23 protein-coding genes are annotated in these 26,354 nt (G+C 57.7%); 18 read left to right on the forward strand and 5 right to left on the reverse strand.

What is annotated here, in order from left to right:
• Positions 1 to 42: 42 nt before the first annotated feature.
• The 8 genes from E4P00_RS05025 (at position 43) to E4P00_RS05060 (ending at position 9,213) form a co-directional block, all read left to right on the forward strand.
• Positions 43 to 867, forward strand: a complete 825-nt coding sequence (locus tag E4P00_RS05025) for an ATPase (RefSeq protein WP_248130842.1) — start codon at positions 43 to 45, stop codon at positions 865 to 867.
• A gap of 185 nt (positions 868 to 1,052) precedes the next feature.
• Positions 1,053 to 2,312 (forward strand): AGE family epimerase/isomerase, encoded by a 1,260-nt coding sequence (locus E4P00_RS05030; RefSeq protein ID WP_078822161.1) that lies wholly within the window; start codon positions 1,053 to 1,055, stop codon positions 2,310 to 2,312.
• Between the two features lie 104 nt (positions 2,313 to 2,416).
• A complete protein-coding gene (locus E4P00_RS05035; protein ID WP_248130844.1) occupies positions 2,417 to 3,703 on the forward strand; it encodes an ABC transporter substrate-binding protein in 1,287 nt (428 codons plus the stop codon).
• Positions 3,704 to 3,869: 166 nt separating this feature from the next.
• Entirely contained in the window at positions 3,870 to 4,778 is a 909-nt protein-coding gene (locus E4P00_RS05040) for a sugar ABC transporter permease (RefSeq protein WP_248092668.1), read from the forward strand.
• Positions 4,771 to 5,616, forward strand: a complete 846-nt coding sequence (locus tag E4P00_RS05045) for a carbohydrate ABC transporter permease (RefSeq protein ID WP_005790778.1) — start codon at positions 4,771 to 4,773, stop codon at positions 5,614 to 5,616. The genes E4P00_RS05040 and E4P00_RS05045 overlap by 8 nt, the downstream gene beginning before the upstream one ends.
• Positions 5,617 to 5,618: 2 nt before the next feature.
• Complete coding sequence (gene ugpC, locus E4P00_RS05050) at positions 5,619 to 6,782, forward strand: sn-glycerol-3-phosphate ABC transporter ATP-binding protein UgpC (RefSeq protein WP_078822159.1); 1,164 nt, start codon at positions 5,619 to 5,621, stop codon at positions 6,780 to 6,782.
• Between the two features lie 137 nt (positions 6,783 to 6,919).
• A complete protein-coding gene (locus tag E4P00_RS05055) occupies positions 6,920 to 8,269 on the forward strand; it encodes a carbohydrate porin (protein ID WP_248130846.1) in 1,350 nt (449 codons plus the stop codon).
• 98 nt (positions 8,270 to 8,367) lie between these two features.
• Positions 8,368 to 9,213, forward strand: a complete 846-nt coding sequence (locus tag E4P00_RS05060) for a D-hexose-6-phosphate mutarotase (protein WP_005790774.1) — start codon at positions 8,368 to 8,370, stop codon at positions 9,211 to 9,213.
• Between the two features lie 121 nt (positions 9,214 to 9,334).
• On the opposite strand, the gene E4P00_RS05065 is transcribed toward E4P00_RS05060, so the two are convergent.
• On the reverse strand, positions 9,335 to 10,195 hold the full coding sequence (locus E4P00_RS05065) for a MurR/RpiR family transcriptional regulator (protein ID WP_169856377.1): 861 nt from the start codon (positions 10,193 to 10,195) through the stop codon (positions 9,335 to 9,337).
• A gap of 219 nt (positions 10,196 to 10,414) precedes the next feature.
• On the opposite strand from E4P00_RS05065, the gene zwf reads away from it, so the two are divergent.
• From zwf to E4P00_RS05080, 3 genes are read left to right on the forward strand one after another with little or no spacing between them, the layout of a single operon-like run.
• On the forward strand, positions 10,415 to 11,881 hold the full coding sequence (zwf, locus tag E4P00_RS05070) for a glucose-6-phosphate dehydrogenase (RefSeq protein ID WP_032879759.1): 1,467 nt from the start codon (positions 10,415 to 10,417) through the stop codon (positions 11,879 to 11,881).
• Positions 11,868 to 12,581 carry a 6-phosphogluconolactonase gene (gene pgl, locus E4P00_RS05075; protein ID WP_216092013.1) on the forward strand — a complete coding sequence of 238 codons (714 nt, stop codon included), beginning with the start codon at positions 11,868 to 11,870 and terminating at the stop codon, positions 12,579 to 12,581. Before zwf ends, pgl begins: the two co-directional genes overlap by 14 nt.
• A 17-nt stretch (positions 12,582 to 12,598) precedes the next feature.
• Positions 12,599 to 13,264, forward strand: coding sequence for a bifunctional 4-hydroxy-2-oxoglutarate aldolase/2-dehydro-3-deoxy-phosphogluconate aldolase (locus E4P00_RS05080; protein WP_032803689.1), 666 nt, complete (start codon positions 12,599 to 12,601; stop codon positions 13,262 to 13,264).
• 202 nt (positions 13,265 to 13,466) lie between these two features.
• Here E4P00_RS05080 and E4P00_RS05085 read toward each other — a convergent pair whose 3' ends face one another.
• Both E4P00_RS05085 and E4P00_RS05090 read right to left on the reverse strand, forming a co-directional pair.
• On the reverse strand, positions 13,467 to 14,642 hold the full coding sequence (locus E4P00_RS05085; protein WP_248130848.1) for an aminotransferase class V-fold PLP-dependent enzyme: 1,176 nt from the start codon (positions 14,640 to 14,642) through the stop codon (positions 13,467 to 13,469).
• A 10-nt stretch (positions 14,643 to 14,652) separates the two neighbouring features.
• Positions 14,653 to 14,889, reverse strand: a complete 237-nt coding sequence (locus tag E4P00_RS05090) for a DUF3820 family protein (protein ID WP_248130850.1) — start codon at positions 14,887 to 14,889, stop codon at positions 14,653 to 14,655.
• 204 nt (positions 14,890 to 15,093) lie between these two features.
• On the opposite strand from E4P00_RS05090, the gene E4P00_RS05095 reads away from it, so the two are divergent.
• Positions 15,094 to 15,561, forward strand: coding sequence for a PA2169 family four-helix-bundle protein (locus tag E4P00_RS05095; RefSeq protein WP_003175720.1), 468 nt, complete (start codon positions 15,094 to 15,096; stop codon positions 15,559 to 15,561).
• Between the two features lie 143 nt (positions 15,562 to 15,704).
• Here E4P00_RS05095 and E4P00_RS05100 read toward each other — a convergent pair whose 3' ends face one another.
• Both E4P00_RS05100 and E4P00_RS05105 read right to left on the reverse strand, forming a co-directional pair.
• The gene (locus tag E4P00_RS05100) at positions 15,705 to 16,175 is read right to left on the reverse strand and encodes a MaoC family dehydratase (RefSeq protein WP_003193747.1); all 471 of its coding nucleotides are present in this window, start codon (positions 16,173 to 16,175) and stop codon (positions 15,705 to 15,707) included.
• A 56-nt stretch (positions 16,176 to 16,231) separates the two neighbouring features.
• Complete coding sequence (locus tag E4P00_RS05105; RefSeq protein ID WP_216092011.1) at positions 16,232 to 17,176, reverse strand: alpha/beta hydrolase; 945 nt, start codon at positions 17,174 to 17,176, stop codon at positions 16,232 to 16,234.
• Between the two features lie 210 nt (positions 17,177 to 17,386).
• Between E4P00_RS05105 and fadD2 the strand changes: the two genes are divergently transcribed.
• The 6 genes from fadD2 (at position 17,387) to E4P00_RS05135 (ending at position 26,350) form a co-directional block, all read left to right on the forward strand.
• Positions 17,387 to 19,075, forward strand: coding sequence for a long-chain-fatty-acid--CoA ligase FadD2 (gene fadD2 / locus E4P00_RS05110; RefSeq protein WP_078822156.1), 1,689 nt, complete (start codon positions 17,387 to 17,389; stop codon positions 19,073 to 19,075).
• A 381-nt stretch (positions 19,076 to 19,456) separates the two neighbouring features.
• Positions 19,457 to 21,148: a long-chain-fatty-acid--CoA ligase FadD1 gene (gene fadD1, locus E4P00_RS05115; protein ID WP_005790755.1), complete on the forward strand. Its 1,692-nt coding sequence runs from the start codon at positions 19,457 to 19,459 to the stop codon at positions 21,146 to 21,148.
• A gap of 172 nt (positions 21,149 to 21,320) precedes the next feature.
• A complete protein-coding gene (locus E4P00_RS05120) occupies positions 21,321 to 22,109 on the forward strand; it encodes an SDR family oxidoreductase (RefSeq protein ID WP_248130852.1) in 789 nt (262 codons plus the stop codon).
• Positions 22,110 to 22,408: 299 nt separating this feature from the next.
• Entirely contained in the window at positions 22,409 to 23,761 is a 1,353-nt protein-coding gene (gene aroA, locus E4P00_RS05125) for a 3-phosphoshikimate 1-carboxyvinyltransferase (protein ID WP_032879766.1), read from the forward strand.
• A 64-nt stretch (positions 23,762 to 23,825) separates the two neighbouring features.
• Positions 23,826 to 24,605 (forward strand): phytanoyl-CoA dioxygenase family protein, encoded by a 780-nt coding sequence (locus E4P00_RS05130; RefSeq protein ID WP_078822153.1) that lies wholly within the window; start codon positions 23,826 to 23,828, stop codon positions 24,603 to 24,605.
• Positions 24,606 to 24,619: 14 nt separating this feature from the next.
• Entirely contained in the window at positions 24,620 to 26,350 is a 1,731-nt protein-coding gene (locus E4P00_RS05135) for a thiamine pyrophosphate-binding protein (protein WP_248130854.1), read from the forward strand.
• The last annotated feature ends 4 nt before the right edge of the window (positions 26,351 to 26,354 follow it).

Here is a 26,354-nt window from a genome sequence, read left to right on the forward strand (position 1 = left end):
CTCGGCCTCTGAGCAGCCACCTCATTGATTCAAGGTAGATTCATGCGTAACGATGCAAAAGACGACTTCGACAACGTGCCCAGCCTGCGGGCAGACCTCGGGGACGACGATGATTTCGTGCCGACTGCCGCCACTTCGGTGCGCTCGCGAACCACACCAGTGGTCAAAGTTAAAAGTGCCAGCACCGGCCCGTTGTGGGCGTTGGTAGGCGCATTGCTGATTGCCTTCGCCGGCCTGGCCTGGTGGAGCTTCCAGCAGATTTCCCTGATGGGCCAGCAACTGGTCGCCACCCAGGAAAGCTTCGCCCGCATCAGCGAGGAAGCGGCGGGGCGCCTGCAGGATATTTCCGGCAAGGTCGTGGCCAGCGAAGCCAGCGTGAACAACGGCAGCGAGGCGCTGAAATTGCAGATCAAGCAGTTGCAAGCCCAGTTGCAGGAGCAGGGCAAGCAACAGTTGGGCGTCGCCGGCCAAGCCACCGAGCTGGATAGTCGCCTGGCCCAGATGAGCACCAGTACCACCGAACTGACGGCTGCCAATGCCAAGCTGCAAGGCCAGGTGCAGGCCCTGACCGACGCTGTCGCCAGCCTCAAGGCGGCCCAAGGTGAGATCAAGGACTTGTCCACTGATGTGGCTGCCTTGAAGAAGCAGGGCAATCCAGGCGCCGCCATCGCCCGTCTTGAGCAGGATTTGCTGGTACTCAAGAGTGCCCAGGAAAACCAGCCTGCCAACGTCGATGCGCCGACCAACAAGGAGTTTGATGTGTTCCGCATCCAGACCACGCGCAATATCACCACCTTGCAGAGCCAGGTGCAGAATCTGAACCAGCGCCTCAATGCGCCTGCTGCGGCCACACCGCTGGGTCAATGAACGAAGTTATGGCCTTTGAATGAGATCTAAATGTAGGAGGGAGCAAGCCCCCTCCCACATTTTGGATTTTCACTTGGAGATTGATTGTCACCAGATAGTGACATTTCTTCTCCCCTTCGTTACTTGCCCCTACCGCGCCCTTGTTTAGACTCCGGTCATCCCACAAAAAACAATAAGGGCCACCCATGACCACCCATCCACTGCCTGCCAGCAGTTGGCTGAACGCACCTGCCCACCACGCCTGGCTCGCCGCTGAAGGCCAGCGCCTGTTGGCGTTCGCCAAGGCATCGCGCCTGCCGGACGGGTTCGGCAACCTCGACGATAAAGGCCAGTTGCCCGCCGATGCCCGCGCCGAAACCATGAACACCGCCCGTATGACCCACAGCTTCGCCATGGCCCATGCGATGGGGCTGCCCGGTTATGCCGAGCTGGTGGCGCATGGCGTGACGGCTCTCAGCGGCCCGCTGCGCGACAGTGAGCACGGTGGCTGGTTCGCCGCGCCCCAAGCCCTGGATGGCAACACCGGCAAAGCAGCGTACCTGCATGCATTCGTGGCCCTGGCCGCCAGCTCTGCGGTGGTGGCTGGCGCGCCGGGTGCGCAAACCTTGTTGAACGACGCCATCCATATCATCGACCAGTTCTTCTGGAGCGAGGAGGAGGGCGTCATGCTTGAATCTTTCGCCCGGGACTGGAGTGGTGTCGAAGGCTATCGCGGCGCCAACAGCAACATGCACGCCACCGAAGCCTTCCTGGCCCTGGCCGATGTCACCGCTGACAGCCGTTGGCTGGACCGTGCGCTGCGCATCGTCGAGCGGGTGATCCACACCCACGCCGCCAGCAACCAGTTCATGGTGATCGAGCACTTTGATGCGCAGTGGAAACCTCTACTGGGCTACAACGAAGATAACCCCGCTGATGGGTTTCGCCCCTACGGCATCACCCCCGGGCACGGTTTCGAATGGGCGCGGCTGCTACTGCACCTGGAAGCTGCGCGCCTGCAGGCCGGGCTGGATACGCCGGCTTGGTTGGTTGACGACGCCAAAGGGCTGTTTGCCAGCGCCTGTGAATATGCCTGGGCCGTGGATGGTGCACCGGGCATTGTCTACACTTTGGATTGGAGTCGGCGCCCGGTTGTACGCGAGCGCTTGCACTGGACCCACGCAGAAGCCAGCGCCGCTGCTCAGGCACTGCTCAAACGTACCGGTGAACTGCATTACGAGATCTGGTATCGACGCATCTGGGAGTTTTGTGAAACCCACTTCATCGATCGGCTCCATGGCAGTTGGCACCACGAACTCAGCCCGCACAACCAACCCAGCAGCAAAATCTGGGGCGGCAAACCTGATCTGTACCATGCCTGGCAAGCGGTCGTGCTGCCGGCGTTACCCTTGGCACCCAGCCTGGCCAGTGCATTGGGCAACGGGCGTTATGTCACCAAGTGGTGACATTTGTGCGTCCCTTTGTTACCTGCGCCTGGAAAATCCCTGTTTAAACTCCGTGCAGCGCAAGCTCTAGACTTGCATGCATAACAACAAGAAAAGGTACTCAGATGAACGCGATTAATCGCCTCGCCGTTGCTATTTCCATTGCCTCGTTGTTTCCCCTCAGTGCATTTGCCGCCGACTCCAAAGGTACGGTGGAAGTGGTGCATTGGTGGACTTCCGGTGGTGAAAAAGCGGCTGTGGATGTCCTGAAGGCCCAAGTTGAGAAAGACGGCTTCACCTGGAAAGACGGTGCCGTTGCAGGTGGCGGTGGCGCCACGGCCATGACCGTGCTGAAAAGCCGTGCGGTTGCCGGCAACCCACCGGGTGTAGCCCAGATCAAAGGCCCCGACATCCAGGAATGGGCGTCCACTGGCCTGCTCGACACCGACGTGCTCAAAAACGTCGCCAAAGAAGAAAAGTGGGATTCCCTGCTCGACAAGAAAGTCTCCGACACCGTGAAGTACGACGGTGACTACGTGGCTGTACCGGTGAATATCCACCGTGTGAACTGGCTGTGGATCAACCCGGAAGTCTTCAAGAAAGCCGGTATCACCAAGAACCCAACCACCCTCGAAGAATTCTACGCAGCCGGCGACAAGCTCAAAGCTGCAGGCTTCATTGCGCTTGCCCACGGCGGCCAGCCTTGGCAGGACAGCACCGTTTTCGAAGCGGTAGTGCTCTCGGTCATGGGGGCTGATGGCTACAAGAAAGCCCTGGTCGACCTGGATAACGACGCCCTGACCGGTCCGCAAATGGTCAAGTCCCTCACTGAGCTGAAGAAAGTCGCGACCTACATGGACGTGGACGGCAAAGGCCAGGACTGGAACCTCGAAGCCGGCAAGGTCATCAACGGCAAGGCCGGTATGCAGATCATGGGTGACTGGGCCAAGTCCGAGTGGACTGCCGCCAAGAAAGTCGCTGGCAAGGACTACGAGTGCGTAGCGTTCCCTGGCACCGACAAAGCCTTCACCTACAACATCGACTCCCTGGCGGTGTTCAAGCAGAAAGACAAAGGCACTGCCGCAGGTCAGCAGGACATCGCCAAAGTCGTGCTGGGTGAAAACTTCCAGAAAGTGTTCAGCATCAACAAGGGCTCGATCCCTGTGCGTAACGACATGCTGACCAAGATGGATTCCTACGGCTTCGACTCCTGCGCCCAGACCGCCGCCAAGGACTTCCTGACCGATGCCAAGACCGGCGGCTTGCAGCCAAGCATGGCGCACAACATGGCCACTACCCTGGCGGTGCAAGGTGCGTTCTTTGACGTAGTGACCAACTACATCAACGACCCGAAAGCCGACCCGGCCGACACCGCCAAGAAGCTGGGTGCTGCGATCAAGTCGGCCAAGTAATACTTGGTAGCGGATTTTTGTGGGAGCCGGGCTTGCCCGCGATGCAGACAACTCGGTGTACCGGTGACACCGCGGTGATGCCATCGCAGGCGAGCCAGCTTCCACACAAACCGCGTTCGACAAGAGACTCACCTTGTAGTCCTTTTTCCCTGTAGTGGATTTTCCCATGAGTTCTGTTGCTGTGTTCAGCAAGGCCTCGCCGTTCGATGTGCTGCAACGCTGGCTACCCAAACTGGTGCTGGCGCCGAGCATGTTCATCGTGCTGGTAGGCTTTTACGGCTACATCCTGTGGACGTTCGTGCTGTCGTTCACCACTTCCACGTTCCTGCCCAGCTACAAGTGGGCGGGCCTGGCTCAGTATGAGCGTTTGTTCGACAACGACCGTTGGTGGGTGGCGAGCAAGAACCTGGCCGTATTCGGCGGCATGTTCATCGGCATCACCCTGGTGATCGGTGTGCTGCTGGCGATTTTCCTCGACCAGAAAATCCGCCGCGAAGGCTTTATCCGCACCATTTACCTGTACCCGATGGCGCTTTCGATGATCGTCACCGGTACCGCCTGGAAATGGCTGCTCAACCCGGGCATGGGCCTGGACAAACTTCTGCGGGATTGGGGCTGGGAAGGCTTCCGTCTCGACTGGCTGATCGACCCCGACCGCGTGGTCTACTGCCTGGTGATCGCCGCTGTGTGGCAAGCCTCGGGCTTTATCATGGCGATGTTCCTGGCTGGCCTGCGTGGGGTTGATCAATCGATCATCCGCGCCGCCCAGATCGACGGTGCCAGCCTGCCGCGCATCTATTGGAGCGTGGTGCTGCCAAGCCTGCGTCCGGTGTTCTTCAGTGCAGTGATGATCCTGGCGCACATTGCGATCAAGAGCTTCGACCTGGTGGCGGCGATGACCGCGGGTGGCCCGGGCTATTCGTCCGATCTGCCGGCGATGTTCATGTACTCGTTCACCTTCAGCCGTGGCCAGATGGGCATGGGCTCGGCCAGTGCAATCCTGATGCTCGGTGCGATCCTCGCGATCATCGTGCCGTACCTCTACTCCGAGCTGAGGACCAAACGTAATGACTAGTCTCGCCTCCAAACCCGCCATCAGCCTGAGTCGTATCGCGATCTATGCGGTGCTGATCCTCGCCGTGCTGCTGTACCTGGTGCCGCTGGTGGTGATGCTGCTCACCAGCTTCAAGACTCCCGAAGACATCAGCAGCGGCAACCTGCTGAGCTGGCCGACCGTGGTCAGTGGCATCGGCTGGGTCAAGGCTTGGGCCACTGTGGATGGCTACTTCTGGAACTCGATCAAGATCACCGTTCCAGCCGTGCTGATTTCCACCGCCATTGGGGCCTTGAATGGCTATGTGTTGTCGTTCTGGCGCTTCCGAGGTTCGCAACTGTTCTTTGGATTGTTGCTGTTCGGCTGCTTCCTGCCGTTCCAGACCGTGCTGCTGCCCGCGTCGTTCACCCTCGGCAAGATGGGCCTGGCCAGCACCACCACCGGCCTGGTGTTTATCCACGTGGTCTACGGCCTGGCGTTCACCACGCTGTTCTTCCGTAACTACTACGTAAGCATCCCGGATGCGCTGATCAAGGCGGCACGCCTGGACGGTGCGGGTTTCTTCACCATCTTCCGGCAGATCATTCTGCCGATGTCGACGCCGATCATCATGGTTTGCCTGATCTGGCAGTTCACACAGATCTGGAACGACTTCCTGTTCGGCGTGGTGTTCTCCAGTGGCGACTCGCAGCCCATCACGGTGGCGCTGAACAACCTGGTCAACACCAGCACCGGGGCCAAGGAATATAACGTGGATATGGCGGCGGCGATGATCGCCGGGCTGCCGACCCTGCTGGTCTATGTGATCGCAGGCAAGTATTTCGTGCGCGGCCTCACGGCCGGCGCGGTCAAGGGGTAATCATGGCTACGCTTGAACTTCGCAATGTAAACAAAACCTACGGCGCCGGCCTGCCCGACACCTTGAAGAACATCGAACTGTCGATCAAGGAAGGCGAATTCCTGATCCTGGTCGGCCCTTCGGGGTGCGGCAAGTCCACGCTGATGAACTGCATCGCCGGGCTTGAGACCATTACCGGCGGCGCGATCATGATCGGTGATCAAGACGTGAGCGGCATGAGCCCCAAGGATCGCGACATCGCCATGGTGTTCCAGTCCTATGCGCTGTACCCGACCATGAGCGTGCGCGAGAACATCGAGTTCGGCCTGAAGATTCGCAAGATGCCGCAAGCCGACATCGACGCCGAAGTCGCACGCGTGGCCAAGCTGCTGCAGATCGAACACCTGCTCAACCGCAAGCCGGGCCAACTGTCCGGTGGCCAGCAGCAGCGTGTGGCCATGGGCCGAGCGCTGGCGCGGCGGCCGAAGATCTACCTGTTCGACGAACCGCTGTCCAACCTCGACGCCAAATTGCGCGTCGAGATGCGCACCGAAATGAAGCTGATGCACCAGCGTCTGAAAACCACCACCGTCTACGTCACCCACGACCAGATCGAAGCGATGACCCTGGGCGATAAAGTGGCGGTGATGAAGGACGGCATCATCCAACAATTCGGCACGCCGAAAGAAATCTATAACGACCCGGCCAACCTGTTTGTGGCAAGCTTTATCGGTTCACCACCGATGAACTTCGTGCCTTTGCGCCTGCAACGCAAGGACGGTCGCCTGGTCGCGCTGCTGGACAGCGGCCAGGCCCGTTGCGAGCTGCCGCTGAGCATGAATGATGCCGGTTTGGAAGACCGCGATGTGATCCTCGGCCTGCGCCCGGAGCAGATCGTGCTGGCGGCGGGCGAGGGCAATGGCTCGTCGAGTATTCGTGCCGAAGTGCAGGTGACCGAGCCGACCGGCCCGGACACGCTGGTGTTTGTGCAGCTCAACGACACCAAGGTCTGCTGCCGTTTGGCGCCGGACGTCGCGCCGCAGGTGGGTGAGACACTGACGCTGCAATTCGACCCGGCCAAGGTGTTGCTGTTTGACGCCAAGACCGGTGAGCGATTGGGGACTGCTGGCTCACGGGGGGCATCTGTGGGAGCCGGGCTTGCCCGCGATGGCGTCACCGCGTTGTAACTGCAGGACCGAGGCGCCTGCATCGCGGGCAAGCCCGGTTCCCACAGGAAAAAGAAGATAACCAGTTGTTTTAGTTAAAAAATGTAACCCGCGTTAGATAAAAACAGTTTAATAACAATAAAGACGAGGATGTAGGGATGAAAAAGCAACACAACAACACCCGGCTGATCTGCCAGCTGTCAGCGGTAGCAGCCCTGGTTTTGTCCGCCAATGCGATGGCGGATGAAGCCTTCAGTGCCGATTCCAAATGGATGACCGGCGATTGGGGCGGTGAGCGTACCAAGCTGATCGAGCAAGGTATCGACATCAAGGCCGACTACGTTGGGGAGATGGGCTACAACGCCCACGGCGGTTATAACGACGACAAGACCGGTCGCTACTCTGACCAGTTTGGTCTTGGCGTGGCACTGGACCTGCAAAAACTGTGGGGCTGGGATAACACCCAGGCCAAGATCCAGTTGACCAATCGTAATGGCGAGAACATCTCCAACGACCGTGTTGGTGACCCGCGTGCTGGCACCTTGAGTTCATCGCAGGAAGTGTATGGCCGTGGCCACATGGTGCGTCTGACCCAACTGTGGATCCAGCATCAGTTCCTCGACGGCAAGCTGGACGTCAAAGCCGGTTACTTCGGTGAAGGCGAAGACTTCAACACCTTCCCCTGCGAGTTCCAGAACCTGGCGTTCTGCGGTTCCCAAGTGGGTAACTGGGCCACCAACATCTGGTACAACTGGCCCGTCAGCCAGGCCGCTCTGCGTGTGAAATACCACATCACGCCTGAACTGTATGCGCAAATTGGCGCGTACAACCAGAACCCATCGCAAACCGAAATGGGCAACGGCTTCAAGCTCAGCGGCAGCGGCACCAAGGGCACCGTGTTGCCAGTTGAATTGGTGTGGTCGCCGAAGGTCAATGGCCTGCCGGGCGAGTACCGCGTGGGTTACTACAAGAGCACGGCTGACGCTGATGATGTGCGCGAAGACGTCAACGGCGGCGACGCTGGCGCCACTGGCGATGCCCTGCGCGTTCGCAACAGCAAAAGCGGCTACTGGGGCGTGGTGCAACAGCAACTCACCACTCACAATGGTGATGCCTCCCGTGGTCTGAACGTTGCGGCTAACGTCACCTTCCACGACAAGGACACCAACTTCATCGACAACTATCAGTCGCTGATGTTTGTGTACAAGGGCCCGTTCGATGCGCGTCCAAAGGATGACGTCGGCATCGGTTTTGCCCGTATCCATGTCAACGATGACGTGAAGAAAACCGCAGAGCTACGTAACGCGGCAGGTGGTTTCACTGACTACAGCCAGGCCGGTTACATGCCGCTGCAAGGTACCGAATACAACTACGAAATCAACTACGGCTTCCATGTCACCAATTGGCTGACCGTACGCCCTAACCTGCAATACATCACCCACCCAGGTGGTGTGGATCAAGTCGACAACGCCTTGGTCGCCGGCCTGAAAATTCAGTCTACCTTCTAACGCTGTTGCGATAAGCTCCTCTCTCTGTGCGCATTTGCGGGTAGCCATGGCTATCCGCTTTTTTTTGGCTTGCACTGTGATATTCGGAACCTGTGCACATGCATGAGCAACCGCTGCAACGCTTTTTCAAATCCCTGCGCGAGCGACCGGTGTTCGCCTGGGAGCGCTTTCAGATGCGCGATGTGTTGGTGATCGACCACCCCCTGTGCCAGGCGGTGTTCAGTCGCCAGGGTGCGCAATTGCTGCACTTTCAACCGACGGGCCAGAAGCCGTGGCTGTGGTGTGCCGCCAAATGGCCGCAAGTCGGGGCTATCCGTGGTGGCGTACCGGTGTGCTGGCCGTGGTATGGCCGTCACCCCAGCGAAAACGCGTGGCCGTCCCATGGCTGGGCGCGCCTGATTGACTGGAAGCTGCTCGACAGCAGCACCGATGACGATGGCGTGCGCCTGCACTGGCAATTGCAATTGTGCGACTGGCAGGTGGACTTGCACGCGCACTTGGGCGAAACCCTGGAACTGCGCCTGAGCACCGAGCACCAGGACGAGTTGCCGTGCCAGTTGAGCCATGCTTTGCACGCTTACTGGCGTATTGGTCACGTTGACGAGGTAGCGCTGTCTGGGCTCGACGGCGCGCAAGGTTATGATCAGCTCAACCGTCAGGTCTGCCAGCAGGAAGGTGAACTGCGGGTCGATGGCGGTTGCCAGCGGGTGTTCCAGCATGAGGGCGAACTACAGCTCAAGGACCACGCCTGGCAGCGTGAACTGTGCATCGACACCGGCGACAGCGCCGACACGGTGGTGTGGCATCCAGGTAGCCGACCGCTGTTGGGCGTGAGCTTTAACGAGGCGTCGGGGTTTGTGTGCGTGGAGTCGGCGATGGCCGGTGCGAGCCTGGCGCCGGGGGAGAGGGCGCATTTGAGTCTGCAGGCTCGGGCTGGAGCTTAGCGGTGTGGCTGATGGCGCTATCGCAGGCAAGCCAGCTCCCACATTTGAAGGTATTCACACATCAAACTGTGGGAGGGGGCTTGCTCCCGATGAGGCCAGTGCAGCCAACACAGGTCCAGGCTTAGTTGAACTCATCCCCCACCGGATACCGGCTGTCATTCAAACTCTCTTTGATCTTGCGCAAATGCGGCTGGAAATCCACCCCGCGACGCAGGGTCATGCCGGTCGCCAGCACATCCAGCACGGTCAATTGGATGATCCGAGAAGTCATCGGCATGTAGATATCGGTGTCTTCCGGCAACGGGATGTTCAGGCTTACTGTACTGGCCTTGGCAAGCGGCGAGTTTTCGGCGGTCACGCCCAACACTGACGCACCGTTTTCCCTGGCGATACGCGCCACTTCCACCAGTTCGCGTGTGCGTCCGGTGTAGGAAATGATCACGAACAGCTCGCCGGTATGCGCTACCGAAGCGATCATGCGCTGCATCAGCACGTCCGCATGAGCGGTCACTGCCAGGTTGAAGCGGAAAAATTTGTGCAGCGCATCCATGGCCACCGGCGCCGAGGCGCCCAGGCCGAAGAAGTGGATCTGGCGCGCCTGGATCAACAAGTCCACCGCCTTGCTGATCAGCGCCGGGTCCAGGGCCTGGCAGGCGCTGTCCAGGGACGCAATGGCGCTGCCAAAGATCTTCTGGGTGTAGGCCTCGGGGTTATCATCGGCCTCCACGGCACGGCTGACATACGCGGCGCCGCTGGCCAGGCTTTGCGCCAACTGCAATTTAAGTTCAGGGTAACCGCTGACGCCGAACGAACGGCAGAAGCGGTTGACCGTCGGTTCGCTGACCGAGGCGGCCTGGGCGAGGGCGGCGATCGAGAAGCGTGTAGCCTGCTGCGGGTTGAGCAGGATGACTTCAGCGACTTTGCGCTCGGCCTTGTTTAATTCTTCGAGGCGGTTCCGGATCTGTTCCAGAAGATTTCGCACGCGGTCCATTCAGTCTTTCCTTCGGGCGACGATGCAAATAAAGGGCGGCAACCAATCGACGACTGGCTTTTCGCGGTGGCCTATCCTACTGAGGGTAGCTGAACACCACCACTCGCAATGCGTATTTCCGGAAAATGTTGTGGTTATTACTACATTTTTCCTTGAGTGATGCCTTGAAAAAAGGTATTTGTAGCTTAACTTGATAAAAGAACAAACATCATGCCTTCGATAACCGTAGAACCCTGCACCTTTGCCCTGTTTGGCGCCTTGGGTGATCTGGCGCTGCGCAAGTTATTTCCTGCCCTCTATCAACTCGATGGCGCCGGGCTGCTGCACGACGATACACGCATCCTGGCCCTGGCCCGTGAAGCCGGCAGCGAGCAGCAACACCTGGCCCATATCGAAAAAGAATTGCGTAAATACGTCGGCAAGGAACTCGACGAGGCCGTGGCCGCGCGCTTCCTTGCGCGCCTGGCCTACGTGCATGTCGACTTCATGAAGGCTGACGACTACGTCGCCCTTGCCGAGAAGGTCGGCGGCGAGCAACGCCTGATCGCCTACTTCGCTACCCCTGCGGCGGTGTACGGGGCTATCTGCGAGAACCTGTCCAAGGTGGGCCTGGCGGAAAACACCCGCGTGGTCCTGGAAAAGCCCATCGGTTCTGACCTGGAATCCTCGCGCAAGGTCAACGATGCGGTGGCGCAGTTTTTCCCGGAAAACCGCACCTACCGTATCGACCACTATCTGGGCAAAGAAACCGTCCAGAACCTGATCGCCCTGCGTTTCGCCAACAGTTTGTTCGAAACCCAGTGGAACCAGAACTACATTTCCCACGTGGAAATCACCGTGGCCGAGCAGGTCGGCATCGAAGGCCGTTGGGGCTACTTCGACAAGGCCGGCCAGCTGCGTGACATGATCCAGAACCACCTGCTGCAGTTGCTGTGCCTGATCGCCATGGACCCGCCGGCCGACCTGTCCGCCGACAGTATCCGCGACGAGAAGGTCAAGGTGCTCAAGGCCCTGGCGCCGATCAGCCCCGAGGGCCTGACCACCCAGGTGGTACGCGGCCAATACATTGCCGGCTACAGTGCGGGCAAAGCCGTGCCGGGTTATCTGGAAGAAGACAATTCCAACACCCAGAGCGACACCGAAACCTTCGTCGCCCTGCGTGCCGATATTCGCAACTGGCGTTGGGCCGGGGTGCCGTTCTACCTGCGTACTGGCAAACGTATGCCGCAAAAGCTGTCGCAGATTGTCATCCATTTCAAGGAACCGTCCCACTACATCTTCGCCCCCGAGCAGCGCCTGCAGATCAGCAACAAGCTGATCATTCGCCTGCAACCGGACGAAGGTATTTCCTTGCGCGTGATGACCAAAGAGCAGGGCCTGGACAAGGGCATGCAACTGCGCAGCGGGCCACTGCAACTGAATTTTTCCGACACCTATCGCAGCGCACGCATCCCGGATGCCTACGAGCGGTTGTTGCTGGAAGTGATGCGCGGCAATCAGAACCTGTTTGTTCGCAAAGATGAAATCGAAGCTGCGTGGAAGTGGTGTGACCAGTTGATCGCCGGCTGGAAAAAGTCCGGTGATGCACCCAAGCCGTATGCGGCGGGGTCCTGGGGGCCGATGAGCTCGATTGCACTGATTACGCGGGATGGGAGGTCGTGGTATGGCGATATCTGAATTGAAACTGCCTCAGGGCGTTACTGCCCATGAGTACCGTACGCCCACGCTGCTGGCCGATGGCCTGGCCCATGACGTGGCCGAACAACTGCGCGCTGCCATCAGCGCCCGTGGCGAGGCGACGCTGGTGGTGTCCGGTGGACGCAGCCCTGTGGCGTTTTTCCAGAACCTGGCCAAGCAGGGGCTGGACTGGTCCAGGGTCACTGTCACCCTGGCCGATGAACGCTGGGTACCGGTCGAACACGCCGACAGCAATGCCGGCTTGTTGAAGCAGCACTTGCTGCAAGGCCCGGCAGCCGCGGCCAGGTTCCTCAGCCTGTACAGTGCCGCCGCCAACCTTGAAGACGCTGCCGAGCAGGCCGATCGCCTGCTGGCCGAACTGCCCGGCATTGATGTGCTGGTGCTGGGCATGGGCGATGACGGCCACACCGCCTCGCTGTTCCCCAACAGCCCCAACCTGTCTGACGCACTGAAGGCCGACGGTACTCGCCGTTGCTGGCCGATGCTGGCGCCAACCGTGCCGCACCAGCGCCTGACCATGAGTCGTGCGCTGCTGGCGACGGCCAACTACACCGTGCTGTCGATTTCCGGCAGTTCGAAATTGACCACCTTGAGCGCCGCGCTGGCCAGCGACGATGTTGCTGCCATGCCGATTCGCGCGTTTTTGCAACCTACTCTCGAGATTTACTGGTGCCCATGAGCCAAGGATCAGCCGCTATGAAAAGCCCTCAACCGACCGTGTCCATGGCGGATAAAGTTGCCTTGATCGACAGTCTCTGCGCCAAGGCGCGGATCCTGCCGGTGATTACCATCGCCCGCGAGCAGGACATCCTGCCGCTGGCCGATGCCCTGGCAGCTGGCGGTTTGACCGCGTTGGAAGTGACCCTGCGTTCCGAGTTCGGCCTCAAGGCCATTCAGGTCTTGCGTGAGCAACGTCCTGAGCTGTGCACCGGTGCCGGTACCGTGCTTGATCGTCACATGCTCGAAGCGGCCGAAGTGGCGGGCTCGCAATTTATCGTCACCCCTGGCATTACCCGCGACCTGCTGGAAGCCTCGGTACACAGCCCGATCCCGCTGCTGCCGGGCATCAGCAACGCCTCCGGCATCATGGAAGGCTACGGCCTGGGTTACCGCCGCTTCAAGTTGTTCCCGGCCGAAGTCAGCGGCGGCGTCGCGGCCATCAAGGCGCTGGGCGGCCCGTTTGGCGAAGTGAAATTCTGCCCGACCGGCGGCGTTGGCCCGGCCAATATCAAAAGCTACATGGCGTTGAAAAACGTGATGTGCGTGGGCGGTAGCTGGATGCTTGATCCTGAGTGGGTCAGGAACGGCGACTGGGCACGCATCCAGGAAGTTACCGCACAGGCGCTGGCGCTGCTGGACTGAGCGGATTTACAGAATCGTTGTTGCTGTGCTTAACGGCATTTTTGCGGTGCGCTTGGTCGGTGTGCCGCTTTTTTTTGCCTGCAGAAACCTCAAGAACACCGATGTTCAACTGTGGGAGCTGGCTTGCCTGCGATAGCGGTGGGTCAGCTGACATCTCTTGCGCTGATACACCGCCATCGCAGGCAAGCCAGCTCCCACATGTTTAATCTGTGCTCAACTGGTTAATGGCGTTGACTAGCACGTCGATGTCCGCTGCCGATGTCACCAACCCTGGTGTCACCCGAATACAGGTGCCAAACGACGCACCCACACGCGTGGTGGTAAACAAGTCGTAGTCCCTGAGCATACGATCCACCATCACCTGCTGATCCCGCCCGAGGAACTTGAACGCGGTGATCCCGCAATACAGCCGCGGATCATCCGAGGTCAGCACTTCAATGCCCGGCAAGGGGCGCACCTGGTTTACCCACAGATCCCGCAGGTAATTGACCCGCGCACCCTTGGCCGCGGCGCCACCCAATTGCCGATGTTCTTCAAACACCAACGGCAAGGTCATCAGCGCGGGAAAGTTTGGTGTGCTGTAGGACGTACGAGCGCGCACATCCGTGGCCGGGTAGTGAAACTCGCCCATGTCCGGGTCGATATCGGCCAGGCGCTCGGGGGCGATATATAAAAAGCCCAGGGTCAGCGGTGCACCCATCCATTTGTGCAGGTTGAACCCCGCGAATTGGATGCCCAGTTCAGCCAGGTTGAACTCGAACTGGCCCAGGGCGTGGGCGCCGTCGAGGATCACGTCGATATGCTGTTCGCGTGCGGCCTTGGCAATAGCCGCAACGGGCATCACCAGGCCGGTGCGATGAGTGACATGAGTCAGGGCCATCAGTTTAAGACGCGGATACTGCGCGAACGCCTTGTTATACGTCTGCACCAGGCTGTCGAAACTGGCCGGGTGGGTGTGTGACACCTCGATCACCTCCACGCCGCGAACATCGGCAAGCCAGCGCATGGCGCCCTTGACCGTGTCGTACTCCAAATCGCTGATCAGCACCTGGTCGCCGGGTTGCAGGCGGTTGTAGTTGCGGATCAGCGACTGTAAGGCTTCGGTAGCGTTGCGCGTGAAGGCGATCGACTCGGGGTCGACGTCAATCAATGCCGCCAGCGTGCGGCGAATCTCGACGTTTTCACCTTGCTCGAAACGTTGGCGCACATGCACCGAGTTGCTGCGGTTGATAAAGCTGATGTGCTCAAGGTATTGCGCCTGCACTGCACGGCTCATACGCCCGAAGTAGCCGTTTTCCAGGTTGATCGGCCCGGGTTGCAGCTCATAGCGCTGGGCGATGGTGTGCCAGTGGCGTTCGTTGTCGGCATTCCTTGGCATGGCGAGTCTCTTAATGGCGGGGGGCGGGTTTGCCGTGTTTGGCACGCAGTGGTTCGAGCAGTTCGGCCAGGCCGTTGTGGTCGATTTCCTGCATCAAGGCCAGCAGACCGCCCAATTCGCCTTGGGGGAAACCTTCACGGGCAAACCAGTTCAGGTAGGGGCCAGGCAGGTCGGCGATGATCCGGCCCTTGTATTTGCCGAAGGGCATTTCGCGGGTGATCAGCAGTTCGAGTTTTTCAGGATTCATGAGCTTCGCGGGATTGAGGCGAGGTCTTCGAAAATACAGGCATTCTGCATGAAGGCCAAATGACAGATCATGCAAATAACGCACATACAGATGGTACAATATTTCATAACTTGTTGAAATTAAAGGATAAGTTAATTTTTAAAAACCTGGCACGGGCGCTGCAATAACCAAGACACCCTTCTAACCCGTACAAGGAATTGAAAAATGACTGACATCAATAAAGAATCGATCTCCGTACTGAACGACCTGATCGAAACCAGCATCGACGGCCAAAAGGGTTTCAAGGAATGCGCTGAAGATATCAAGCATCCGGAACTCAAGGCTCTGTTTGCCAAGCGCTCTGCTGATTGCGCCACTGCCGCCGCTGAATTGAAAACCGCCGTGCGTGCCCTGGGTGGCGATCCGGAAGATTCCGGCAGCGTAGCAGGTGCTCTGCACCGTGGCTGGGTCGACGTGAAGTCGATGGTCACTGGCAAGGATGAAGAAGCGGTATTGAACGAAGCCGAGCGCGGTGAAGACCACGCACTGAAGGCTTACCGTGAAGCGATCGAGAAGATCAACAAGCACAACCTGCTGGGCATTCGTGACCTGGTGGAGCGTCAGTACCACGGCGTACAGCGCAACCACGACCAGGTAAAAGCCCTGCGTAACCAGGCTCGTGCTCAGTCGTAAGACCTGCACTGTAGCAACTGTGGGAGGGGGCTTGCTCCCGATAGCGGTGAATCAGTCGACTTATTCAGTGACTGACTCACCGCCATCGGGGGCAAGCCCCCTCCCACATTTGTATTGTGTAAATGCAGAGATTGCAGTCAGCCTCAGCCAATGCTGATCGGCGGCAACTCGGTCAACGTCACCACCTGCTGCTTGCGAGGCGCCAGAATCTCTGCCTCGCCATCTACCACCAACTCATCACGCTGGTTGAATACGCGTGTAGCGATGCGTACGCGAAACTTTGGCAGTTTTTCAAGGATTTCCAGGCGCACGGTAAGGGTGTCGCCAATCTTGACCGGCTTCTGGAAGGTCATCTGCTGGCCGATATAAATCGTGCCCGGCCCAGGCAGCTCGCAGGCTACGGCCGCACTGATCAGCGCACCGCTGAACATGCCGTGGGCAATGCGCTCCTTGAACATGGTTGCCTTGGCGTATTCGGCATCCAGGTGCACCGGGTTGTGGTCGCCGGACATGGCGGCAAACAACTGGATATCACGCTCTTCGACGGTCTTGCTGAAGCTGGCGGTCTGGCCCACTTCGAGCGCCTCGTACGGGGTGTTGGTTACCTGGGTCATCTAAAGGTGCATCCTGTGGCTTATCGGTAATTAATCGGCTGATTTTAAAGCAAAAACTATTCGCAGCGGGCTGGCCTGCGCAACGTCAGCGCCTGTTCCAGCCAGCTCAGAAGGTCGGCGGTGACTTCATCACGGTTGGTTTCGTTGAATACTTCATGCCGCGCCTGCGGGTAGAGGTTCAATTGTATGTTCTGGCAGCCGGCCTCACGCAGGGCATGGGCCAGGTCCTTGAGACGCTTGCCTTCACTTACCGGATCACATTCGCCGCCCATCACCAGGATCGGCAAGCCCGGGTCGATCTGCGCGAGATTGGACGCTTTGCTGATTTGCTGCAAGCCGCCCAGCAGGTCGATCCATAACTGGTTGGTGCAGCGAAAACCGCAGAGCGGGTCGTTGATGTACTTGTCGACTTCGTCCGGGTCGCGGCTCAGCCAGTCGCAGGCGGTGCGATTGGGTTTGAACGCTTTGTTGAACGAGCCGAATGACAGGAACTCGATCAACGCACTGCGGCCGCGCAACCCCTGGCGCATGCGTTCGATGCGTGCGATCAGCCGTGCCGCGCTATACAACGCCACCGGCTGGAAATTCGAACCGCTGAGAATCGCGCCATGCAGGCTGGCGCTGTGGTGCAGCAAATAGCCCTGGGCGATGTAGCTGCCCATGCTGTGGCCGAGCAAAATAATCGGCAGGTCCGGTTTTTGCTGGCCGATATGCTGGTTGAGGCTGGCCAGGTCGCCGACCACTTTGTTCCAGCCATCCTTTTCAGCGTACAGCCCCAGGGTGCCCTCATCGGCAGTACGCCCATGACCGCGCTGGTCCAGCGCATACACCCCGTAGCCGGCGCTGCACAAGGCGTCGGCCAGGCGAGCATAACGACCACTGTGTTCGGCCATGCCGTGGGAGAGCATCACCACCGCCTTGGGCGGGGTGTCTGGCAGCCATTGATTGACGTACAGGCGGCTGTGGTCATTCGCGGTCAGCCAGAAGGTGCTGTGGGTCATGGCGGCTTCCTTTGCTCAGGGTCGTTGCAGTGTATAGCTCATTCGCAGAGTTGCGGGGTATCTGCCTACACGTTAGACGCAAGATTCATACAATCAATGACACGATTTAGCGTATTTGCCTGTTTGCTCATAGCTGCTAACGTCCCCAAAGCTCCGCTTTTTATAAACGCTTAAAGCGGCCGGACATACTCAGGTAAGAGGACAAGAATAATGCAACCTGATTTCTGGAATGACAAACGCGCAGCGGGCGTTCCCAATGACATCGACCTCACCACCTACAAGTCGGTGATCGAAGTTTTCGAGCGTTCCTGCAAGACCTTTGCCGACCGTCCGGCGTTCAGCAACATGGGCATTACCCTGACCTACGCCGAGCTTGAACGCCAGAGTGCGGCGTTCGCCGGTTACCTTCAACAGCACACCGACCTCAAGCCTGGCGAGCGCATCGCGGTGCAAATGCCTAATGTGCTGCATTATCCGGTTGCGGTATTCGGCGCATTGCGCGCCGGGCTGATCGTGGTCAATACCAACCCGCTGTACACCCCCCGCGAGATGCGCCACCAGTTCAAGGACGCAGGTGTGCGGGCGCTGGTGTACCTCAACCTGTTCGGTTCGCGGGTGCAGGAGGTCTGCACCGACACCGAGATCGACTACTTGATCGAAGCCAGGATGGGCGACTTCATGCCCGCCGCCAAAGGCTGGCTGGTCAACACCGTGGTCGACAAGGTGAAGAAGATGGTCCCGGCCTACCACCTGCCACGGGCTGTGTCGTTCAAGCGTGCGTTGCGCATGGGCGCGGGCCTTGGGGTGACGCGCCATCCGGTAACCCTGGACGATATTGCCGTGCTGCAATACACCGGCGGCACCACCGGCCTGGCCAAGGGCGCGATGCTCACCCATGGCAACCTGGTGGCGAACATGCAGCAGGTGCGGGCGTGCATGTCGCAACTGGGTGAAGACGGCCACCCGCTGATCAAGGAAGGGCAGGAGGTCATGATCGCACCGCTGCCGCTGTACCATATCTATGCATTCACGGCGAACTGCATGTGCATGATGGTGTCCGGCAACCACAACGTGCTGATCACCAACCCACGGGACATTGGCGGCTTTATCAAGGAGCTCAAGCAGTGGCGCTTCACCGGGCTGCTGGGGCTCAACACCCTGTTTGTGGCGTTGATGGATCACCCGGATTTCAAGAGCCTGGATTTCTCCCATCTCAAGATCACCAACTCCGGCGGCACAGCTCTGGTCAAGGCCACGGCGGAACGGTGGAAGGCGCTGACCGGTTGCTCCATCGGCGAAGGCTACGGCCTCACCGAAACTTCACCAGTGGCCAGCACCAACCCGTACGGCGGCCTGTCGCGCCTGGGGACCGTGGGCATTCCGGTGCCGGGCACCGCCATGAAAGTGGTTGATGATCAAGGGCACGAACTGCCGTTGGGTGAGCGCGGCGAGTTATGCATCCAGGGCCCGCAGGTGATGAAGGGGTACTGGCAGCAACCCCAGGCCACCGCCGAAACCCTGGACGCTGAAGGCTGGCTCAAGACCGGTGACATTGCCGTGATCGACACCGACGGCTATGTCAGCATTGTTGATCGCAAGAAAGACCTGATTATCGTCTCCGGCTTCAATGTCTATCCCAACGAAATCGAAGATGTGGTGATGGCCCACCCGGCCGTAGCCAGCTGCGCGGTGATCGGCGTGCCGGACGAGCGCACGGGGGAGGCGGTGAAGCTGTTCGTGGTAGCGCGGGCCCAAGGGGTGAGCATTGAGGAGCTGAAGGCGTACTGCAAGGCCAATTTCACGGGGTACAAGGTGCCCAAGCACATTGTGCTGAGGGAGTCTTTGCCGATGACGCCGGTGGGGAAAATTCTGCGGCGCGAGCTTCGCGACATCGCCTGAATTGAAATAGGGTCAAAATGTGGGAGGGGGCTTGCTCCCGATAGCAGTGTGTCAGTCAACAGAGTCTTTGGCTGATCCACCGCTATCGGGAGCAAGCCCCCTCCCACATTTGTTATCCGTCGCCCAGGAAAGCCCATTCCAGAGCGTATTTCATTGATATAGAATTTTTGCTCTAAAAGTGACCATTGGATATTCTTGAGTCATGTTTATGACTGTAGGGCTCTCTTTTGGCTCTAGGCGGCCCTCGGCAAAGCTGCTACTCTCGGCGCGCTTTGTGACGTCTCGGCCTGCTTGAAAGCGCCAGATTCACCTAAAAACATACACCAATAATAATCGCATCAAATGCGATGATGAATTCGCGTCGCTGAGGAGTGGGCTTCCATGAATGAAGACTTTTGGAAGGATAAGTACCCCGCCGGGATTGCTGCACAGATCAATCCAGACGAGTATCCGAATATTCAGGCGGTACTGAAGCAGTCCTGCCAGCGCTTCGCCAACAAACCGGCTTTCAGCAACCTGGGCAAGACCATCACCTACGGTGAACTCTACGAATTGTCCGGGGCATTTGCCGCGTATCTGCAACAGCATACCGACTTGAAGCCTGGCGATCGAATCGCCGTGCAACTGCCCAACGTCCTGCAATACCCGGTCGCCGTGTTCGGCGCCATTCGTGCCGGCCTGATCGTGGTCAACACCAACCCGCTGTACACCGCGCGGGAAATGGAACATCAATTCAATGATTCCGGGGCCAAGGCCCTGGTTTGCCTGGCCAACATGGCGCACCTGGCTGAAAAAGTCGTGCCCAAGACCGCCGTCAAGCATGTGATCGTCACTGAAGTCGCCGACCTGCTGTCGCCGTTCAAGCGCCTGCTGATCAACAGCGTGATCAAGTACGTGAAGAAGATGGTCCCGGCCTATCACTTGCCCCAGGCCATCACGTTCAATGACGTGCTTGCCAAGGGCCATGGCCAGCCGGTGAATGATGTCAGCCCGGCCAGCAGCGATGTGGCGGTGTTGCAATATACCGGCGGTACCACCGGTGTGGCCAAGGGCGCGATGCTGACCCACCGCAACCTCGTCGCCAACATGCTGCAATGCAAGGCGCTGATGGGGTCCAACCTCAACGAAGGCTGCGAGATCCTGATCACACCGCTGCCGCTGTACCACATCTATGCCTTCACCTTTCACTGCATGGCGATGATGCTGATCGGCAACCACAACATCCTGATCAGCAACCCGCGTGACCTGCCGGCGATGGTCAAGGAACTGTCGAAGTGGAAGTTCAGCGGGTTCGTCGGCTTGAATACGCTGTTCGTGGCGCTGTGCAACAACGAAGCCTTCCGCAAACTCGATTTCTCCGCGCTCAAAGTCACCCTGTCGGGCGGCATGGCCCTGCAATTGGCGGCCGCCGAGCGTTGGAAGGCCGTGACCGGCTGTGGTATCTGCGAAGGCTACGGCATGACCGAAACCAGCCCGGTGGCCACGGTGAACCCGATCCAGCATATCCAGATCGGCACCATTGGCATTCCGGTACCGTCCACAGTGTGTAAAGTCATCGCCGACGACGGTACCGAGTTGGCGCTGGGTGAAACCGGCGAGCTGTGCGTCAAAGGCCCGCAAGTCATGAAGGGCTACTGGCAGCGCGAAGACGCCACCGCCGAGATGCTCGACAGCGAAGGTTGGCTAAAAACCGGTGACATCGCGATCATCCAGCCAGACGGCTATATGCGCATTGTCGACCGCAAGAAAGACATGATTCTGGTCTCCGGCTTCAACGTCTACCCCAACGAACTGGAAGACGTACTGGCAGGCCTGCCGGGCGTGTTGCAGTGCGCAGCCATCGGTGTGCCGGACGAGAAGTCCGGAGAGCACATCAAGATCTTCATCGTGGTCAAGCCAGGCGCCACCCTCACCAAGGACCAGGTGATGGAGCACATGCGCGCCAACGTCACCGGCTACAAGGTGCCCAAGGCTGTTGAGTTCCGTGATGCGTTGCCTACAACTAACGTCGGCAAGATTCTGCGGCGTGAATTGCGTGATGAAGAACTGAAAAAGCTGGGTGTGAAGAAATAGCCCGGTAAAGCGTGAATTGAAAAGTACCCCTCGCTGAGGGGTATTTTTTTGCCTCTGGCGCGGCGTAATGCCCGGCTTGTCACTCCACGGGCTTGTGTGATATCGACTAATAACGACGCACGCTCGCTAAATACGCGACGCTTGCAAGTTGACGGCTGATCGAGGAGTGATGATGGACTTAGGGATTAGAGGTAAATGGGCTGTCGTCTGCGCTGCCAGTAAAGGGTTGGGTTATAGCTGTGCCCAGGCGCTTGCGGACGAGGGGGTAAACATCGTGATTAACGCACGGGGGGCGCCTGACTTAGAGGCTGCCGCACAGCGTTTGAAACTCAGAAACCCTGAGGGAGAAGTCATCACGGTGGTAGGTGATATTACTGACCCTTCGATTCGCCAGGCATTGGTCGATGCTGCCCCGCAAGTTGATATATTGATCAATAATGCCGGGGGGCCCAAGCCTGGGAACTTTCGTGAATGGACCGATCAAGAGTGGCGTGCAGCAATTGATACCAATATGTTGGCACCTATCGAACTCATCAAGTCAGTGATCGATTCCATGGCAGGTCGAGGCTTCGGCCGGATAATCAATATAACTTCCGGCGCGGTTAAAGCGCCCCTGGATGCATTGGGGCTTTCAACCTCAGTCCGATGTGGGCTTACCGGTTTTGTGGCGGGCTTGGCGCGTCAGAAAGACTTCGCGTCGAGAAACACCACGATCAATAATATTCTCCCCGGTGCGTTCAAAACCGAGCGATTGGAAAATACCTTTCAAGTGGCGGCAGAGCGTTCAGGAAAAACAGTGAACGCTATGGCTGAAAGTCGACTGGCAACCATTCCGGCGGGGCGCTTTGGTGACCCGACTGAGTTCGCTGCATTGTGTGCTTTTTTATGCAGTCATCAGGCTGCCTATGTGACCGGTCAGAACATCCTTATCGATGGCGGCGCCTACCCGGGTATCTTCTAATGGATAGCCAAAGATGTCGTTGTGCCATATGAAATAGTAGAGTTTTTAAAATTTAAACCGCCAGCGATGGCGGTTTTTTTATGGATTTCGCTTTTTTTTGTGTGCCGTAACGGATTGAAGTAAAACGAAAAAATTCAATGAGTCATAGATTGGATCCAATCTTATTCCATTTTGTTATTTGAAACGCGTTAAACCCTAGGATAGGTTTTTAGTGGTTGTAACAAGATATTTCTGTCGCGTCGGTGAGCGTAATGCCCGCTCGCCGATCACATTGGATCTACTGTCTTAGGGAGCAATGCATGTCGACCCAAAAACGCTTGAAAGTCTTTCCTACCTCATCGATCGGCACTATCGCCACCATCCCGTCCTCAAAACCTGAAACACAACGGGCAATTATTGCCGCCAGCCTCGCCTCGGGAACTTCTTATATTTACAACGACCTTCGTTGCCTTGAAACCGAAACAATGAAAAAGGCATGTCGTAGTATTGGTGCAATTATTGAGGAGCAACCAGGCAGATTAGTGGTAACTGGCACAGGCGGCTTGATCAAGCCCGAAAAGAAGGTGATCGACGCTCTAGGCTCCGGGTTGGTATTTCGAGTGTTTGCTGCGTTGACGTGCTTTACAACGACGCCGGCGGTTATTACCGGTGATGAAGTTCTGCGGGGGCGTGTCATGGAGCCTTTGTTTGTCGCCCTGGAAGGGCTGGGGGCCCATATTTCATGCATCAACCACAGTGGCAAGGCCCCGATTGTGAACTGGGGGGGTTATAAAGGGGGAGAGTGTACGATTGAGGGCAATATCAGCTCGCAATTCATCACTGCGATTCTGTTCTGCGCCCCCCTCGCCAAACAACCTACGGTGGTGAATATCCGCGGTGAAATTCTGTCGCTTTCGTATATCAAGCAGACTTTGGAAACCCTCAGCACCGCGGGGATCAGCTATGAGGTGAACGCTGACTATTCACAAATTACGGTGTATCCCGGCCACTATCGCAGCGCGAACTATACGATCGTCGGTGACTACACCTCATCGTCCTATTTGATCGCGGCCGGCATCATCTTTCCGGGCGAGTTGACGCTCAAGAACATGAACAGCAAGAGTTTGCAGGGCGAGCGTGCGATTCTCAAAGTGGCCGAGGCGCTGGGCGTCAATGTTGAGTTCAATGACGCTGCCAATGAAGTACGCATTGTTAATAAGTTGGCTGAGTTAAAAGGCAAGTATCATTTCGATGCGAGTGATTACCCCAATATTGTGCCGACACTGGCGGCGATCGGTGCTTATGTGCAGGGTGAGTTCAAAGTGACCGGCGGCTCCATTACGCGCTTGCACAAGTCGCCACGCATTGAGGCGATGGTGACCGAGCTGGTGAAAATGGGTGTGGACATACAGCCGTTGTTTAAAAACGGCGTCTACGATGGCTTCGTTATTCGTGGTGAACCGAGTTACGCCGGTGATGCAGTGTTGTCAGCCTGGGGTGACCATCGAATTTTCATGTCATTGTTTGTGGCTTCCTTGCGGTGCCAACAGCTTAATGAGTTGGATGGTTATCAGGACGTTCATTGTTCCTTTCCGGATTTCTTCCAGGAGTTTGAACGTCTGGGCGTGTCGTTTGAAGAAAGCTCGACAGCCGCCAAGCATGTTGAAGTCTGACTTTTTATCTTTGAATTAAAGGGAGGGCGGCCTGGGTCACCCTCTATATAACGGATTATAGATCATGAATTTTCGAGAAAAGCTTGAGCGGGATGGGTACGTCGTTATTCCAGGAGTACTCTACAGCGAGCAGGTGGAAAAGTTGCGTAAAACGTATGTCCATAGTTTGGCAGAGACCGAGCAGAGCACGCTGTTGCCAACGGCGTTTCTGCAATTTAGTGATATGGTCAATGCACTGCTCCATCCTAGTGCTATTCAGGCGATAAAGGATATTTTTCAGTCGGATTTTTCGCTGTTACCGAATTTTACGGTGCGCGAGAGCGTTTATATACCATGGCACAATGATGCGTACTTTCTTCCCGACGAAGTGATTTCGCCTAGCGCATTTCCCGAATTCTTACAGTGTGCTTATTATCTTCAAGATAATGATCCTGTGTCGGGCGGCGGCATCACCTTACTGCCGGGATCGCACAAGCTCAGTAAAGATGAAGTCAAGATCAGGCTCGCCGAACCGGTAAAATTCGAGCGCACGATCATGAGTAAGGCCGGCGATCTGGTTATTTGGGATAATCGAGTAACTCATCGCAGCAGTGCGCCGGATCAGACGCCTGTGGAAACAAAGCTGGCCATTCAATGGACTGTTTCTGCTTCGACCAAACATAACGCATCCTACATTACCTACCTGCGTGCCCGGGCTGAGCGCAGCCTGCATGTTTCGGACTATTTGCCCAACAGCCCCAAGCCATATTTTGCCGATATGCCCAATGTGCGCTACCCCTCTTCTTTTTCACAAGATGCCGTGTTGAAGATGAAGGGCGAGAACATCACATTTATCGAGATCTGAACAGGGGATTTGCAATGGAATTGCAAAGTACTGGCGAAACCGGTGCACATTACATTCTTCGCCAACTTCAGTCTTTGGGGGTTACGCACTTCTTCATGGTGCCTGGCAAGTTGATCAATGCGTTTATGCGTTGTTATCCCAGTGATGGCTCTACAACGCTTGACATTGAACCGGTGGTTACAGCGTGTGAAACAGGCGCGTCCTATATGGCCGAAGGCTATGCGCGTGCCAGTGAAACATTCGGGGTGTGCCTGGTGATAGGCGGGCCGGGTGTTACCAACGCGCTGACCGGGATCGCTTCCGCTTACACGGACCACCAGTCGGTCTTGCTCTTGTCGGGCCAGATTGCGTCATCGCTGGAAATGCAAAACGTGCTGCAGGACGGGAGCCAAACCGGCGTGAATCTGTGTGATGTATTCAAACCCATCACCCGCAGTGCCCTCGAGGTCAAGGCAGGGCAACCCTTGTCGGCGTTTTTGCGCGAATCGGTGCGGTTGTTGAAAGGCCTGGAAAAAGGCCCGACCTACTTGGCCGTCAGCAAGGAAGCACTGTACGAGAAATCCACGAGCCGCGCCGATATCGCCGCCAACGTACTGGAGTCGTGGAGCAACCAAGCGCTTGCCGTTGAAAAGATCAAAAGCGCGGCGATCAAGGCCGTGTTCAAGCGCTCGACCAATCTCGTCATTCTCGCGGGGCTACGTTGCAAAAACTCCAAGGTTGGCGCTGCGCTCCTGGCATTTTCCGAGCGCTTTTCGATTCCGGTCGCGACCACCTTGAGCGCCAAAGGGCTGTTCCCGGAGGACCATCCCAACGCTTTGGGCGTTTACGGTTATTCGGGAAACAAGCGCGCTATCGAGGCGTTCAAGGGCGGTGTGGACGGTGTGATTCTCCTTGGGCTCGATACCACTCAATGGAGCACCATGCTCTGGTCCCATGAGCTAAGGCCTCAATTTGGCGCGATCCAGGTGGATGAGAACCCAGATTATCTGGGACGGTATCTTGATATTGATCACGGTGTGGTGGCGACGGGGGAGGGTTTCCTGAGGCTGGTCAGCGAGGTTCACGCACAAGAGCTGGAGGCCAGCCAGGAGAGTCGCTCCAGATGGTCGAATGATCTTCAACGGGTGCCGCTGCATTACCCGGTCGATGCCAAAGCTACGGGCAATCTTGCCGACCATCCCGCCGCCTATATCCCGGTGCTGCAAGCGTTTTTCCCCAGTGATGGCGTGGTGTGTGTCGATTCGGGCTCCCATCGATCCTTCTTCGGCCACTACTGGACCGCGCGGGGAGCGGCGGCCTATTTATCGGCAACCACATTAGGCCCGATGGGCTGGAGTATCCCGGCAGGCATCGGTGCAAGTTTCGCCCGCCCCGATGGCAAAACCATGGTGATTACCGGTGATGGCTGCATGCTGATGCAGGGCCTTGAGTTATCGACCGCCGCGAAACATGGGTTGAATATCGTCTTCGTCGTTTTCAATAACCGGTCCTATTCGGCAAGTTACTTCAATAACAAAGACAACTTACCCGCGCTGACGCAAATTCCCGATTACAACTGGTGCCTGTTTGCCCAGAGCCTGGGCGTGAGCGCGACGTGCGTGGACTCCCCACAGGCCTTGCAAGATTGTATTGAAAGCATCATGAGCACCGCCGCACCTCATCTGATTGAAATCAAATGCGACGGGCGACATACCACGCCCAATAGCGAATACGGCACACGCTTGAAAGACCATCCATTACTGTAAGGAG

The organism is Pseudomonas sp. B329, assembly GCF_023127835.1.
Classification (GTDB): Bacteria; Pseudomonadota; Gammaproteobacteria; order Pseudomonadales; family Pseudomonadaceae; genus Aquipseudomonas; species Aquipseudomonas synxantha_A.

Excerpts from the sequence above, each read along its gene's own strand:
- fadD2 (WP_078822156.1), top strand. The coding sequence starts at position 17,387 with ATGCAACCTGATTTCTGGAATGACAAACGCGCAGCGGGCGTTCCCAAT.
- E4P00_RS05025 (WP_248130842.1), top strand. The coding sequence starts at position 43 with ATGCGTAACGATGCAAAAGACGACTTCGACAACGTGCCCAGCCTGCGG.
- E4P00_RS05045 (WP_005790778.1), top strand. The coding sequence starts at position 4,771 with ATGACTAGTCTCGCCTCCAAACCCGCCATCAGCCTGAGTCGTATCGCG.
- E4P00_RS05055 (WP_248130846.1), top strand. The coding sequence starts at position 6,920 with ATGAAAAAGCAACACAACAACACCCGGCTGATCTGCCAGCTGTCAGCG.
- fadD1 (WP_005790755.1), top strand. The coding sequence starts at position 19,457 with ATGAATGAAGACTTTTGGAAGGATAAGTACCCCGCCGGGATTGCTGCA.
- zwf (WP_032879759.1), top strand. The coding sequence starts at position 10,415 with ATGCCTTCGATAACCGTAGAACCCTGCACCTTTGCCCTGTTTGGCGCC.
- E4P00_RS05030 (WP_078822161.1), top strand. The coding sequence starts at position 1,053 with ATGACCACCCATCCACTGCCTGCCAGCAGTTGGCTGAACGCACCTGCC.
- ugpC (WP_078822159.1), top strand. The coding sequence starts at position 5,619 with ATGGCTACGCTTGAACTTCGCAATGTAAACAAAACCTACGGCGCCGGC.
- E4P00_RS05105 (WP_216092011.1), bottom strand. The coding sequence starts at position 17,176 with ATGACCCACAGCACCTTCTGGCTGACCGCGAATGACCACAGCCGCCTG.
- aroA (WP_032879766.1), top strand. The coding sequence starts at position 22,409 with ATGTCGACCCAAAAACGCTTGAAAGTCTTTCCTACCTCATCGATCGGC.
- E4P00_RS05080 (WP_032803689.1), top strand. The coding sequence starts at position 12,599 with ATGAAAAGCCCTCAACCGACCGTGTCCATGGCGGATAAAGTTGCCTTG.
- pgl (WP_216092013.1), top strand. The coding sequence starts at position 11,868 with ATGGCGATATCTGAATTGAAACTGCCTCAGGGCGTTACTGCCCATGAG.
- E4P00_RS05100 (WP_003193747.1), bottom strand. The coding sequence starts at position 16,175 with ATGACCCAGGTAACCAACACCCCGTACGAGGCGCTCGAAGTGGGCCAG.
- E4P00_RS05090 (WP_248130850.1), bottom strand. The coding sequence starts at position 14,889 with ATGAATCCTGAAAAACTCGAACTGCTGATCACCCGCGAAATGCCCTTC.
- E4P00_RS05095 (WP_003175720.1), top strand. The coding sequence starts at position 15,094 with ATGACTGACATCAATAAAGAATCGATCTCCGTACTGAACGACCTGATC.
- E4P00_RS05060 (WP_005790774.1), top strand. The coding sequence starts at position 8,368 with ATGCATGAGCAACCGCTGCAACGCTTTTTCAAATCCCTGCGCGAGCGA.
- E4P00_RS05120 (WP_248130852.1), top strand. The coding sequence starts at position 21,321 with ATGGACTTAGGGATTAGAGGTAAATGGGCTGTCGTCTGCGCTGCCAGT.
- E4P00_RS05085 (WP_248130848.1), bottom strand. The coding sequence starts at position 14,642 with ATGCCAAGGAATGCCGACAACGAACGCCACTGGCACACCATCGCCCAG.
- E4P00_RS05040 (WP_248092668.1), top strand. The coding sequence starts at position 3,870 with ATGAGTTCTGTTGCTGTGTTCAGCAAGGCCTCGCCGTTCGATGTGCTG.
- E4P00_RS05135 (WP_248130854.1), top strand. The coding sequence starts at position 24,620 with ATGGAATTGCAAAGTACTGGCGAAACCGGTGCACATTACATTCTTCGC.
- E4P00_RS05035 (WP_248130844.1), top strand. The coding sequence starts at position 2,417 with ATGAACGCGATTAATCGCCTCGCCGTTGCTATTTCCATTGCCTCGTTG.
- E4P00_RS05130 (WP_078822153.1), top strand. The coding sequence starts at position 23,826 with ATGAATTTTCGAGAAAAGCTTGAGCGGGATGGGTACGTCGTTATTCCA.